The following is a 12,872-nucleotide window of genomic DNA, read 5'->3' on the forward strand; positions in this document are numbered from 1 at the left end:
CCCCGGCGCCGCGCTGGTGGTGGCCGCCGCCGCCCTCGCCCCGTACGGCAGCGTGCTGCCGGCCGCCGCGGCCGCGGTGTACGTCCTCACCTCCGCCGCGGCCGTCGCCCTGCCCCTCAAGGGCGCCCTCGACTGGCTCGTCCCGCCCTTCTTCCGGGCCGCCGAATACGGCACCGTCCTCGCCCTCGCGGCCCACGCGGACGTGACGGGGGCCCTTCCCGCGGCCTACGGACTGGTGGCCGCGGTCGCCTACCATCACTACGACACGGTCTACCGCATCCGCGGCAACGCGGGCGCGCCCCCGCACTGGCTGGTGCGGGCGATCGGGGGGCACGAGGGCCGTGTGCTGGCGGTCGCCGTCCTCGCGGCGCTGCTCACCGCCTCTCAGTTCACGGTCGCGCTCACGGTGCTCGCCGTGGCCGTGGCCCTGCTGGTGCTCGCCGAGAGCATCCGCTTCTGGGTGACCGCCCACCAGGGCGGCGCACCCGCCGTACACGATGAAGGAGAACCCGCATGATCGGCCTCGTGCTGGCGGCCGGCGCCGGACGGCGTCTGCGCCCCTACACCGACAGCCTTCCCAAGGCGCTGGTGCCGGTGGGGCCCGCGGGTATAGAGGGCGAACCAACGGTGCTCGACCTCACCCTCGCCAACTTCGCCGAGGTCGGCCTCACCGAGGCCGCCGTGATCGTCGGCTACCGCAAGGAGGCCGTCTACGAGCGCCGCGCGGCCCTGGAGGCCAAGTACGGCCTGAAGATCACCCTCATCGACAACGACAAGGCCGAGGAGTGGAACAACGCCTACTCCCTGTGGTGCGGCCGTGACGCCCTCAAGGACGGCGTGATCCTCGCCAACGGCGACACCGTGCACCCCGTCTCCGTCGAGAAGACCCTGCTCGCCGCCCGCGGCGAGGGCAGGCGGATCATCCTCGCGCTGGACGACGTCAAGCCGCTGGCCGACGAGGAGATGAAGGTCGTCGTCGACCCCGTCAAGGGCGTGACGAAGATCACCAAGCTGATGGACCCCGCCGAGGCCACCGGCGAGTACATCGGCGTCACCCTCATCGAGGGCGACGCCGCCCCCCAGCTCGTGGACGCCCTGAGGACGGTCTGGGAGGCCGACCCGCAGCAGTTCTACGAGCACGGCTACCAGGAACTCGTCAACCGCGGCTTCCGGATCGACGTGGCCCCGATCGGCGACGTCAAGTGGGTGGAGATCGACAACCACGACGATCTCGCCCGTGGACGGGAGATCGCGTGCCTGTACTGACCCGGCTCATCCCGTCGCCCCTCGTCGTCGACATCCGCCCCGGCGCCCTCGACGACCTGGGCTGCGTGCTCGCCGACGAACGCATCTCGCAGTCCGGCCGCCTCGCCGTCGCCGTCAGCAACGGCTCCGGCGCCCGGCTGCGCGACCGGATCGCCCCCTCGCTGCCCGGCGCCTCCTGGTACGAGGTCGGCGGCGGCACCCTCGACGACGCGGTCCGGCTGGCCGGCGCCATAAAGGCCGGCCACTACGACGCCGTCGTCGGGCTCGGCGGCGGCAAGATCATCGACTGCGCCAAGTTCGCGGCGGCCCGCGTGGGCCTGCCGCTGGTCGCCGTGCCGACGAACCTCGCGCACGACGGCCTGTGCTCACCCGTCGCGACCCTCGACAACGACGCGGGCCGCGGCTCCTACGGGGTGCCGAACCCGATCGCCGTCGTCATCGACCTCGACGTCATCCGCCAGGCCCCGGTGCGCTTCGTGCGCGCGGGCATCGGGGACGCCGTCTCCAACGTCTCCGCCATCGCGGACTGGGAACTGGCGTGCCGGGTCAAGGGCGAGCGGATCGACGGGCTCGCCGCGGCCATGGCCCGCCAGGCCGGCGAGTCCGTGCTGCGCCACCCGGGCGGCATCGGGGACAACGACTTCCTCCAGGTGCTCGCCGAGGCGCTGGTCCTCAGCGGCATCGCCATGTCGGTGTCGGGCGACTCACGGCCGTCCTCGGGGGCGTGCCACGAGATCAACCACGCCTTCGACCTGCTCTTCCCCAAGCGCGCCGCCGCCCACGGCGAGCAGTGCGGACTGGGCGCCGCCTTCGCGATGTGGCTGCGCGGGGCGCACGAGCAGTCGGTCCACATGGCCGGGGTGCTACGCCGGCACGGGCTGCCGGTGCTGCCCGAGGAGATGGGCTTCACGACGGAGGAGTTCGTCCGGGCCGTCGAGTTCGCCCCGGAGACCCGGCCCGGCCGCTACACGATCCTCGAGCATCTCGACCTGAAGACCGACCAGATCAAGGACATCTACACCGACTATGTCAAGGCCATCGGTAGCTGAACTCCGTCCGGTCGTGCACCCCCCGGGGGTCAAGGACCGGCGCAGCGGTGAGCACTGGATGGGACGCCTCTACATGCGCGAGGTGTCCCTGCGGGTTGACCGCTACCTGGTGAACACCAGGGTCACGCCCAACCAGCTCACGTACCTGATGACCGTCTTCGGTGTCCTCGCGGCCCCGGCCCTGCTGGTGCCGGGGATCGCGGGGGCCGTCCTCGGCGTCGTCATGGTCCAGCTGTACCTGCTGCTGGACTGCGTCGACGGGGAGGTCGCCCGCTGGAAGAAGCAGTACTCGCTCGGCGGCGTCTACCTGGACCGGGTCGGCGCCTACCTGTGCGACGCGGCCGTCCTGGTCGGGCTCGGCCTGCGCGCCGCCGACCTGTGGGGCCCCGGGCGCATCGACTGGCTGTGGGCCTTCCTGGGCACCCTGGCCGCCCTCGGCGCGATCCTGGTCAAGGCCGAGACCGACCTGGTCGGCGTCGCCCGCCACCAGGCCGGACTGCCGCCGGTCAAGGAGTCCGCGGCCGAGCCCCGCTCCTCCGGCATGGCCCTGGCCCGGCGGGCCGCCGCCGCCCTGAAGTTCCACCGGCTGATCCTCGGCATCGAGGCGTCCCTGCTGATCCTGGTCCTGGCGATCGCGGACGCGGTCCACGGCGACCTGTTCTTCACCCGCCTCGGCACCGCCGTCCTCGCCGGCATCGCCCTGCTGCAGACCCTGCTGCACCTGGTGTCCGTGCTGGCCTCCAGCAGGCTCCGGTGAGTGCCTCGAAGGTCGGGGCGGTCATCATCACGATGGGCAACCGCCCCGACGAGCTGCGCGCCCTGCTCGACTCCGTCGCCCGCCAGCAGGGCGACCCGGTCCAGGTCGTCGTGGTCGGCAACGGCTCCCCGGTGCCCGACGTCGCGGAGTTCTCCGACACCGTGCGCACCGTCGAGCTGCCGGAGAACCTCGGCATCCCCGGCGGCCGCAACATCGGCATCGAGGCGTTCGGGCCGGGCGGCCGGGACGTCGACATCCTGCTGTTCCTCGACGACGACGGCCTCCTGGCCGGCGAGGACACCGCCGAACTGTGCCGCGAGGCGTTCGCCGCCGACCCCGCGCTCGGCATCATCAGCTTCCGCATCGCGGACCCGGAGACCGGCGTCACCCAGCGCCGCCACGTGCCGCGCCTGCGCGCCTCCGACCCGATGCGCTCCTCCCGCGTGACCACGTTCCTGGGCGGTGCCAACGCCGTGCGCACCCAGGTCTTCGCCGAGGTCGGCGGCCTGCCCGACGCCTTCTTCTACGCGCACGAGGAGACCGACCTGGCCTGGCGGGCCCTCGACGCCGGCTGGATGATCGACTACCGGTCGGACATGGTCCTGTACCACCCGACCACCGCGCCGTCCCGGCACGCGGTCTACCACCGCATGGTCGCCCGCAACCGGGTCTGGCTGGCCCGCCGGAACCTGCCCGCTCCCCTGGTCCCGGTGTACCTGGGCGCCTGGGTGCTGCTCACCCTGGTGCGCCGCCCCTCGCGCGCGGCGCTGCGGGCCTGGTTCGGCGGTTTCCGGGAGGGCTGGGCCACCCCGTGCGGGCCCCGCAGACCCATGAAGTGGCGTACGGTGTGGCGGCTGACCCGGCTGGGCCGGCCCCCGGTCATCTGACAAGCTCGTGTGCGGGAACATCGGAGCCGCGTCCCGGCTCTCCGGCGCATGCCAGGCCCACGGGCCGCGCATCTCGAAGACGAAAGCTTTCCACTGGTGAGTGAGACAACGCACGACGACACGGTCGCGGTGGGCGCGTCCGTGTCGCCCGACGAGGGCCTCACGGCGGCGGAGCTGGCCGCCAAGTACGGGCTGTCGGTCAGCGGCGCCCGGCCGTCTCTTCCGGAGTACGTGCGTCAGATGTGGGGGCGGCGGCACTTCATCCTGGCGTTCTCGCAGGCGAAGGTCACCGCGCAGTACAGCCAGGCCAAGCTGGGCCAGCTGTGGCAGGTGGCGACCCCGCTGCTGAACGCGGCGGTGTACTTCTTCATCTTCGGCCTGCTGCTCGGTGCCCGCCGGGGCATTCCGAGCGAGGTGTACGTGCCGTTCCTGGTGACGGGTGTGTTCGTGTTCACGTTCACCCAGACCTCGGTGCTGTCGGGGGTGCGGGCCATCTCCGGGAACCTGGGCCTGGTGCGGGCGCTGCACTTCCCGCGGGCCTCGCTGCCGGTGTCGTTCGCGCTCCAGCAGCTCCAGCAGCTGCTGTTCTCGATGATCGTGCTGGTCGTGGTGGTCATGGCGTTCGGCTCCATGCCGTCCTGGTCGTGGCTGCTGGTGGCGCCCGCGCTGCTGCTGCAGTTCGTCTTCAACACCGGCCTGGCGCTGATCTTCGCCCGGCTGGGCAGCCGCACGCCCGACCTGGCCCAGCTGATGCCGTTCGTGCTGCGCACGTGGATGTACGCCTCGGGCGTGATGTTCAGCATCCCCGCGATGCTCGCCGACAAGAACGTGCCCGGCTGGGTGAGCGACGTGCTGCAGTGGAACCCGGCGGCCGTCTACATGGACCTGGTCCGCTTCGCCATGATCGACGACTACGGTTCCTCCTACCTGCCGCCGCACGTGTGGGCCTTCGGGCTCGGCTGGGCGCTGCTGGCCGGCGGGGTCGGCTTCGTCTACTTCTGGAAGGCGGAGGAGAGGTACGGCCGTGGCTGACGACCCGACGCAGGGGCGCGTGCCCACCGTCATCGCGGACGGGCTGCACGTCGTCTACCGCGTCAACGCCGCCCGCGGCGGCCGCGGCAGCGCCACGGCCGCGCTGAGCCGCATCCTGCGGCGCGGCAAGGACGACTCGGCCCGCGGGGTGCGCAAGGTGCACGCCGTGCGGGGGGTCTCCTTCGTCGCGTACCGGGGCGAGGCGATCGGCCTGATCGGCTCCAACGGCTCCGGCAAGTCGACCCTGCTGCGGGCCATCGCCGGCCTGCTCCCCGCCGAGGAGGGCAAGGTCTACACCGACGGCCAGCCCTCCCTGCTCGGCGTCAACGCGGCCCTGATGAACGACCTCACGGGCGAACGCAACGTCATACTGGGCGGGCTCGCGATGGGCATGTCCCGCGAACAGATCCGGGAGCGCTACCAGGACATCGTCGACTTCTCCGGCATCAACGAGAAGGGTGACTTCATCACCCTGCCGATGCGCACCTACTCCTCCGGCATGGCCGCCCGCCTGCGGTTCTCCATCGCCGCCGCCAAGGACCACGACGTCCTCATGATCGACGAGGCGCTGGCCACCGGTGACCGGAAGTTCCAGAAGCGCTCCGAGGCGCGCATCCGGGAGCTGCGCGAGCAGGCCGGCACGGTCTTCCTGGTCAGCCACAACAACAAGTCCATCCGGGACACCTGCGACCGCGTCCTGTGGCTGGAGCGGGGTGAGCTGCGCATGGACGGCCCGACCGACGAGGTGCTCAAGGAGTACGAGAAGTTCACCGGGAAGTGAGCCCGGGCCGCTCCCGGGGCGCCCGGCGCAACTGTCCCGGCTGGGCCGGCGTCTGCAAAGGAAACGTCAACTCCTGCCGCATAGGGGAATCTTGACGCCATTGGGTGTGCTGTGGTGATGGTCGGGACACCCCGGCGGTCCCTACCGCGTTGTACAACGTAAGCTGTACCGGTCCCCAAAGGCGGCAATCAGGGCCATAATGCGCGACACCCATCCGGCGGGGCCGTCCGGAGGAAGTCCGGGCGGCGTGTCCGAAATAGTGTGTATTGGGTCAACAGTGTAGAACGGGAGATGTGACGGCAATGGCTACGGAAACTCCCCGAGTGAACGCCTCATGTGCCGTCCCCGCCCAGGGCAGCCCACGATGAACCGGACCGGCAGGGCGCGTACCACCGAGCCGGAACGCGCCACCCTCGACAAGGCCGCCGCGGAGAACTTCCCCGTGGCGCCGTTCTTCCTGCCCCGGGACTGGCGCGAGGATCTGATGGCCGTCTACGGCTACGCCCGCCTCGTCGACGACATCGGCGACGGCGACCTGGCCCCCGGCGGCGCCGACGCCCGGCTGCTCGGCGTCCCCGCCGACCGGGCCGAGGACCGCACCGCCCTGCTGGACGCCTTCGAGGCCGACCTGCGCCGGGTCTTCGACGGCGAGCCGCGCCACCCGCTGCTGCGCCGCCTGCGCCCCACGGTCCGCCGCCGCGCGCTGACGCCCGAGCCCTTCCTCGCCCTGATCGCCGCCAACCGCCAGGACCAGGTCGTCCGGCGGTACGAGACCTACGACGACCTGCTCGCCTACTGCGCGCTCTCGGCCAACCCGGTCGGCCGGCTGGTGCTCGCCGTCACCGGCACCGCGACCCCCGAACGGGTCCGCCGCTCCGACGCCGTGTGCACGGCCCTGCAGATCGTCGAGCACCTCCAGGACGTCGCCGAGGACCTCGGCCGCGACCGCGTCTACCTCCCCGCCACCGACATGAAACGTTTCCACGTCCAGGAGGCGGACCTCGCCGCGCCCACCGCCGGCGCGTCGGTGCGCGCCCTGGTCGCCCACCAGGCGCAGCGCGCCCGCGACCTGCTGGACGAGGGCGACCCCCTGGTGGGCAGCGTCCACGGACGGCTCAAGCTGCTGCTCGCCGGATTCGTGGCGGGCGGACGGGCGGCCGTCGACGCGATCGCCGCCGCCGAATTCGACGTACTTCCCGGCCCGCCCAAGCCCGGCAGGATGCGACTGCTGCGCGAGGTGGGCGTCACTCTGCGAGGAAAGGGGTGATCCGGACCGTGGAGTCGGAAGCGTACGCGTCCCCACCGGTACTCGCCGCCTACCGCTACTGCGAGGCCGTCACCGGACATCAGGCACGCAACTTCGCCTACGGCATCCGGCTGCTGCCGACGCCGAAGCGGCGGGCGATGTCGGCGCTGTACGCGTTCTCCCGTCGGGTCGACGACATCGGCGACGGCGCGCTGGACCGCGAGGTGAAGGCCGCCCGGCTGGAGGACACCCGGCAGCTGCTCACCCGGATCCGCGAGGGCGCGGTCGACGAGGACGACACCGACCCGGTCGCCGTCGCGCTCGCCCACGCCGCCGACCGGTTCCCGATCCCGCTCGGCGGGCTCGACGAGCTCATCGACGGCGTCCAGATGGACGTCCGCGGGGCGACCTACGAGACCTGGGACGACCTGAAGGTCTACTGCCGCTGCGTCGCCGGTGCCATCGGCCGGCTGTCCCTCGGCGTGTTCGGTACCGAACCGGGCGCGCGGGGCGCCGAACGCGCCCCCGAGTACGCCGACACGCTCGGCCTCGCCCTCCAGCTCACCAACATCCTGCGCGACGTCCGCGAGGACGCCGTCGGCGGCCGCACCTACCTGCCCGCCGACGACCTCGCCAAGTTCGGCTGCTCGGCCGGGTTCGCCGCGCCGACCGCGCCCGAGGGCTCCGACTTCACCGGTCTGGTGCACTTCGAGGTGCGCCGCGCCCGCGCCCTGTTCGCCGAGGGCTACCGCCTGCTGCCCCTGCTCGACCGGCGCAGCGGGGCCTGCGTGGCCGCCATGGCCGGCATCTACCGCCGCCTCCTGGACCGCATCGAACGCGACCCGGACGCCGTCCTGCGGGGCCGCGTCTCCCTGCCCGGCCGCGAGAAGGCGTACGTCGCGGTGCGCGGACTGTCCGGCCTGGACACCCGCCCCCTCACCCGCCGGACCGTCAGGAGGCGCGCGTGACCCGCACCCCGCTCCCCGACGCCCGCCGCGCCGAGAAGCGGCGGGCAACCCTCCGCCGCGGCGCCGCGTCCCTCCCTGGGACGGCCGGCCGCGCACCGCTGAACCGGGACCCCGGCCGTGCGGGGGAGGGCGGACGATGAACCGCGTCACCAGGCCCGACGGGGCACACGCACCGGACCCGGGCGCCGCGCGGCACACCGTGGTGGTCGGCGGCGGACTCGCCGGCACCACCGCGGCCCTCGCCCTCGCCGACGCGGGCGTCCGCGTCACCCTGCTGGAGGGCCGTCCCCGCCTCGGCGGACTCGCCTTCTCCTTCCGGCGCGGCGAGCTGACCGTCGACAACGGCCAGCACGTCTACCTGCGCTGCTGCACCGCCTACCGCTGGCTCCTCGACCGGATCGGCGGCGCGGGCCTGGCCCCGCTGCAGGACCGCCTCGACGTCCCCGTCGTCGACCTGGACCGCCCCGAGGGGCGCCGCCTGGGCCGGCTGCGCCGCGATGCGCTGCCCGTGCCCCTGCACCTCGGGCGCAGCCTCGCCATCTACCCGCACCTCTCGCTCGCCGACCGGGCGCGGGTGGGCCGCGCCGCGCTCGCGCTCCAGGCCCTCGACCTCACCGACCCCGCCCTCGACACCCAGGACTTCGGCAGCTGGCTGGCCGCCCACGGCCAGTCGCCGCGCGCCGTCGAGGCCCTGTGGGACCTGGTCGGGATCGCCACCCTGAACGCCGTCGCGGGCGACTCCTCGCTGGCCCTCGCCGCGATGGTCTTCAAGACCGGTCTGCTCTCCGACCCGGGCGCCGCCGACATCGGCTGGGCCCACGTCCCCCTCGGCGACCTGCACGACGGGCTCGCCCGCCGCGCCCTCGACGCCGCGGGCGTGCGCACCGAGGTCCGCACCCGCGTCACCTCCCTCGACGCCCGCGGCGACGGCCGGTGGAGCGTCCGCACCTCCGGCGGGACCGTCGAGGCGGACGCCGTCGTCCTCGCCGTCCCCCAGCGCGAGGCCCACGCCCTGCTGCCCGCCGGCGCGCTCGACGCCCCCGAGCGGCTGCTCGGCATCGACACCGCGCCGATCCTCAACGTGCACGTCGTCTACGACCGCAAGGTCCTCGCCCACCCCTTCCTCGCCGCCCTCGGCACGCCCGTGCAGTGGGTCTTCGACCGCACCGCGGCGTCCGGCCTGAGCGAGGGCCAGTACCTCGCGGTGTCCCAGTCGGTGGCGCAGGACGAGATCGACGAGCCGGTGGCCGTGCTGCGCGAACGGTACCTGCCCGAGCTGGCGAGGCTCCTGCCGCGCACCCGCGACGCCGTCGTCCGGGACTTCTTCGTCACCCGGGAACGCCACGCCACGTTCGTTCCCGCCCCCGGCGTCGCACGGCTCAGGCCCGGCGCCCGCACCGAGGCGCCCGGGCTGTACCTGGCGGGCGCCTGGACCGCCACCGGGTGGCCCGCGACCATGGAGGGCGCGGTCCGCAGCGGAGTCGGCGCGGCGGACGCCGTGCTGGGCACCCTCGGCCGGCCCCGCCCCGCTCACCTCTTCGCGCTAGAGGAGGCGGCCTGATGCTCCGGCAGAGCGGCGCGGCAGGACGCCGCACCCCCGGTACCGCAACAAGAGGAGAGACTGTGCCCACTGTGCCCCCGGCCTCGAAGGCCGCTCGCAGGACCGCGGTGGACGTGTCCGCGCTCCTGGAGCGCGGCCGGACCCTGGCCATGCCGGTGCTGCGCGCGGCCGTCGACCGTCTGGCCCCTCCCATGGACGCGGTGGCCTCCTACCACTTCGGCTGGACCGACGCGCAGGGCAGGCCCGCGGACGGCGACGGGGGCAAGGCGGTGCGCCCCGCGCTCGCGGTGCTGTCCGCCGAGGTCACCGGCGCGGCACCGCGCACCGGTGTGCCCGGCGCGGTCGCCGTCGAACTGGTCCACAACTTCTCGCTGCTGCACGACGACCTGATGGACGGCGACGAACAGCGCCGGCACCGCGACACCGTCTGGAAGGTGCACGGCCCCGCCCAGGCCATCCTGGTCGGCGACGCCCTGTTCGCCCTGGCCAACGAGATGCTGCTGGAGCTGGGCACCGCCGAGGCGGGCCGCGCCGCGCGCCGCCTGACCACCGCCACCCGCGCCCTCATCGACGGCCAGGCCCAGGACATCTCCTACGAGCACCGCGACCGGGTCAGCGTCGAGGAGTGCCTGGAGATGGAGGGCAACAAGACCGGCGCCCTGCTCGCCTGCGCCAGCTCCATCGGCGCGGTCCTCGGGGGCGCGGACGACCGCACCGCCGACACCCTGGAGAAGTACGGCCACCACCTGGGACTCGCCTTCCAGGCCGTGGACGACCTCCTCGGCATCTGGGGCGACCCCGGCTCCACCGGCAAGCAGACCTGGAGCGACCTGCGCCAGCGCAAGAAGTCCCTCCCGGTCGTGGCCGCCCTCGCGGCCGGCGGCGCCGCCTCCGAGCGGCTCGGTGAGATCCTCGCCGCCGACGCCGTCAGCAGTGACTTCGCGAACTTCTCCGAGGAGGAGTTCGCGGCTCGCGCCGCCCTGATCGAACAGGCGGGCGGACGCGAATGGACCGCCGAAGAGGCGCGCCGTCAGCACACCATCGCCATCGAGGCCCTCGACGACGTGGACATGCCCGAGCAGGTGCGGGAACGGTTCACGGCGCTCGCGGACTTCGTCGTCGTACGAAAGAGATGATCACTATCGGTCGAATAGCTCTCGCGTAGTCGGCGGCCGGAAGTGCGGGGAGCACGACACCGGCCGACGGCGGACCCACAGCAGACGCACGACATGCAGCACTGCACGAAGGGGAAGCCATGACAGCGACGACCGACGGAAGCGCCGGGGCGGCCCTGCCGCCCCGGGCCCCCGCGGCCAGCGAACACGACACCGACATCCACACCCCCGTGGCGGCCGGGGTACCCGACGTCGCCGCTCGCGCCATGCGGCGCGCCACCGACTTCCTGCTGTCCCGTCAGGACGACGAGGGATGGTGGAAGGGCGACCTCGAGACCAACGTCACGATGGACGCCGAAGACCTGCTGCTCCGTCAGTTCCTGGGCATCCTGGACGAGGACACCACCCGAGCCGCCGCCCTGTTCATCCGCGGCGAGCAGCGCGAGGACGGCACCTGGGCCACCTTCCACGGCGGCCCCGGCGACCTGTCCACCACCATCGAGGCCTACGTCGCCCTGCGCCTGGCGGGCGACGCGCCCGACGCCCCGCACATGGCGAAGGCGTCCGACTGGGTCCGCCGCCAGGGCGGTATCGCCGCCTCCCGGGTCTTCACCCGGATCTGGCTGGCCCTGTTCGGCTGGTGGAAGTGGGAGGACCTGCCCGAACTCCCGCCCGAGCTCATCTGGTTCCCGTCCTGGGTCCCGCTCAACATCTACGACTTCGGCTGCTGGGCCCGGCAGACCATCGTCCCGCTGACGATCGTCTCCGCCAAACGCCCCGTGCGGCCCGCCCCCTTCCCCCTCGACGAGCTGCACACCGACCCCGGCTGCCCCAACCCGCCGCGGCCGCTCGCCCCGGTGACCAGCTGGGACGGTGCCTTCGAGCGGCTCGACCGGGCCCTGCACGCGGCGCGCAGGATCGTTCCGCGCCGGCTGCGCGCGGCCGCCATGAACACCGCCGCCCGCTGGATCGTCGAACGGCAGGAGAACGACGGCTGCTGGGGCGGCATCCAGCCGCCGGCCGTCTACTCCGTCATCGCCCTGCACCTGCTCGGCTACGACCTCAGGCACCCCGTGATGCGGGCCGGCCTGGAGTCCCTGGACCGGTTCGCGGTGTGGCGCGAGGACGGCGCCCGGATGATCGAGGCCTGCCAGTCCCCGGTGTGGGACACCTGCCTCGCCACCATCGCCCTGGTCGACGCCGGACTGCCCGCCGACCACCCCCAACTGGTCCGGGCGGCCGACTGGATGCTGGGCGAGCAGATCGTGCGCCCCGGCGACTGGTCCGTGCGCAGACCCCATCTCCCGCCGGGCGGCTGGGCGTTCGAGTTCCACAACGACAACTACCCGGACATCGACGACACCGCCGAGGTGGTCCTGGCGCTGCGCCGGGTCAGACACCACGACCCGGAGCGGGTGGACAACGCCATCGGCCGCGGCGTGCGCTGGAACCTCGGCATGCAGTCGAAGAACGGCGCCTGGGGCGCCTTCGACGTCGACAACACCAGCCCCTTCCCCAACCGGCTGCCGTTCTGCGACTTCGGCGAGGTCATCGACCCGCCGTCCGCCGACGTCACCGCCCACGTGGTGGAGATGCTCGCCGTGGAGGGCCTCGCCCAGGACCCGCGCACCCGGCGCGGCATCCGGTGGCTGCTCGACGAACAGGAGCCCGACGGCTCGTGGTTCGGCCGCTGGGGCGTCAACTACCTCTACGGCACCGGCTCCGTCGTGCCCGCCCTCACCGCCGCGGGCCTCCCGGCCTCGCACCCGGCGATCCGGCGCGCCGTCGCCTGGCTGGAGTCGGTGCAGAACGACGACGGCGGCTGGGGCGAGGACCTGCGCTCCTACCGGGACGCCCGCGGCTGGAGCGGCCGGGGAGCCTCCACCGCCTCGCAGACCGGGTGGGCGCTGATGGCGCTGCTCGCGGCGGGGGAGCGGGAGTCCGCCGCGGTGGAGCGCGGTGTCGCCTGGCTGGCCGCCACCCAGCGCGAGGACGGCTCCTGGGACGAGCCGTACTTCACCGGCACCGGCTTCCCCTGGGACTTCTCCATCAACTACCACCTCTACCGTCAGGTCTTCCCGCTCACCGCTCTCGGCCGCTACGTGAACGGGGACCCCTTCGCCAAGAAGCCGGCCCGGCCCGCCGCCGCGACGGCACCCGCCGGCACCGCCGACGGGGCGTCCGGCGGCGGGGCGTCCGGCGGCGGCACC

At 73.2% G+C, this 12,872-nt stretch carries 12 protein-coding genes; all 12 read left to right on the forward strand.

Features of this window, described 5'->3' with window-relative positions; all coding sequences use genetic code 11:
- A partial coding sequence (locus G3I53_RS07750) for a DUF5941 domain-containing protein (RefSeq protein ID WP_239063656.1) occupies nucleotides 1–517 on the forward strand: 517 nt, incomplete at its 5' end.
- On the forward strand, nucleotides 514–1,266 hold the full coding sequence (locus tag G3I53_RS07755; RefSeq protein ID WP_164333842.1) for a phosphocholine cytidylyltransferase family protein: 753 nt from the start codon (nucleotides 514–516) through the stop codon (nucleotides 1,264–1,266). The genes G3I53_RS07750 and G3I53_RS07755, both read left to right, overlap by 4 nt.
- Nucleotides 1,254–2,315, forward strand: coding sequence for an iron-containing alcohol dehydrogenase family protein (locus tag G3I53_RS07760; RefSeq protein ID WP_164333841.1), 1,062 nt, complete (start codon nucleotides 1,254–1,256; stop codon nucleotides 2,313–2,315). The genes G3I53_RS07755 and G3I53_RS07760 overlap by 13 nt, the downstream gene beginning before the upstream one ends.
- On the forward strand, nucleotides 2,293–3,072 hold the full coding sequence (locus G3I53_RS07765) for a CDP-alcohol phosphatidyltransferase family protein (RefSeq protein WP_192229423.1): 780 nt from the start codon (nucleotides 2,293–2,295) through the stop codon (nucleotides 3,070–3,072). The genes G3I53_RS07760 and G3I53_RS07765 overlap by 23 nt, the downstream gene beginning before the upstream one ends.
- The gene (locus G3I53_RS07770) at nucleotides 3,069–3,959 is read left to right on the forward strand and encodes a glycosyltransferase (RefSeq protein ID WP_343239549.1); all 891 of its coding nucleotides are present in this window, start codon (nucleotides 3,069–3,071) and stop codon (nucleotides 3,957–3,959) included. The genes G3I53_RS07765 and G3I53_RS07770 overlap by 4 nt, the downstream gene beginning before the upstream one ends.
- A 96-nt stretch (nucleotides 3,960–4,055) precedes the next feature.
- Nucleotides 4,056–4,991: an ABC transporter permease gene (locus G3I53_RS07775; RefSeq protein ID WP_343240569.1), complete on the forward strand. Its 936-nt coding sequence runs from the start codon at nucleotides 4,056–4,058 to the stop codon at nucleotides 4,989–4,991.
- Complete coding sequence (locus tag G3I53_RS07780) at nucleotides 4,984–5,772, forward strand: ABC transporter ATP-binding protein (RefSeq protein WP_164438155.1); 789 nt, start codon at nucleotides 4,984–4,986, stop codon at nucleotides 5,770–5,772. The genes G3I53_RS07775 and G3I53_RS07780 overlap by 8 nt, the downstream gene beginning before the upstream one ends.
- 364 nt (nucleotides 5,773–6,136) lie before the next feature.
- On the forward strand, nucleotides 6,137–7,039 hold the full coding sequence (gene hpnC, locus G3I53_RS07785; RefSeq protein WP_164339306.1) for a squalene synthase HpnC: 903 nt from the start codon (nucleotides 6,137–6,139) through the stop codon (nucleotides 7,037–7,039).
- Nucleotides 7,036–7,986 (forward strand): presqualene diphosphate synthase HpnD, encoded by a 951-nt coding sequence (hpnD, locus tag G3I53_RS07790; protein WP_164339304.1) that lies wholly within the window; start codon nucleotides 7,036–7,038, stop codon nucleotides 7,984–7,986. The genes hpnC and hpnD overlap by 4 nt, the downstream gene beginning before the upstream one ends.
- 136 nt (nucleotides 7,987–8,122) lie before the next feature.
- Nucleotides 8,123–9,547, forward strand: a complete 1,425-nt coding sequence (gene hpnE / locus G3I53_RS07795; RefSeq protein ID WP_164438156.1) for a hydroxysqualene dehydroxylase HpnE — start codon at nucleotides 8,123–8,125, stop codon at nucleotides 9,545–9,547.
- A 71-nt stretch (nucleotides 9,548–9,618) separates the two neighbouring features.
- Nucleotides 9,619–10,683 (forward strand): polyprenyl synthetase family protein, encoded by a 1,065-nt coding sequence (locus tag G3I53_RS07800; protein WP_164345205.1) that lies wholly within the window; start codon nucleotides 9,619–9,621, stop codon nucleotides 10,681–10,683.
- 119 nt (nucleotides 10,684–10,802) lie between these two features.
- Nucleotides 10,803–12,872: squalene--hopene cyclase (gene shc, locus G3I53_RS07805; protein ID WP_239063658.1), on the forward strand; the 2,070-nt coding region annotated here is incomplete at its 3' end.

Source organism: Streptomyces sp. SID14436 (genome assembly GCF_010548465.1).
Taxonomy (GTDB): domain Bacteria; phylum Actinomycetota; class Actinomycetes; order Streptomycetales; family Streptomycetaceae; genus Streptomyces.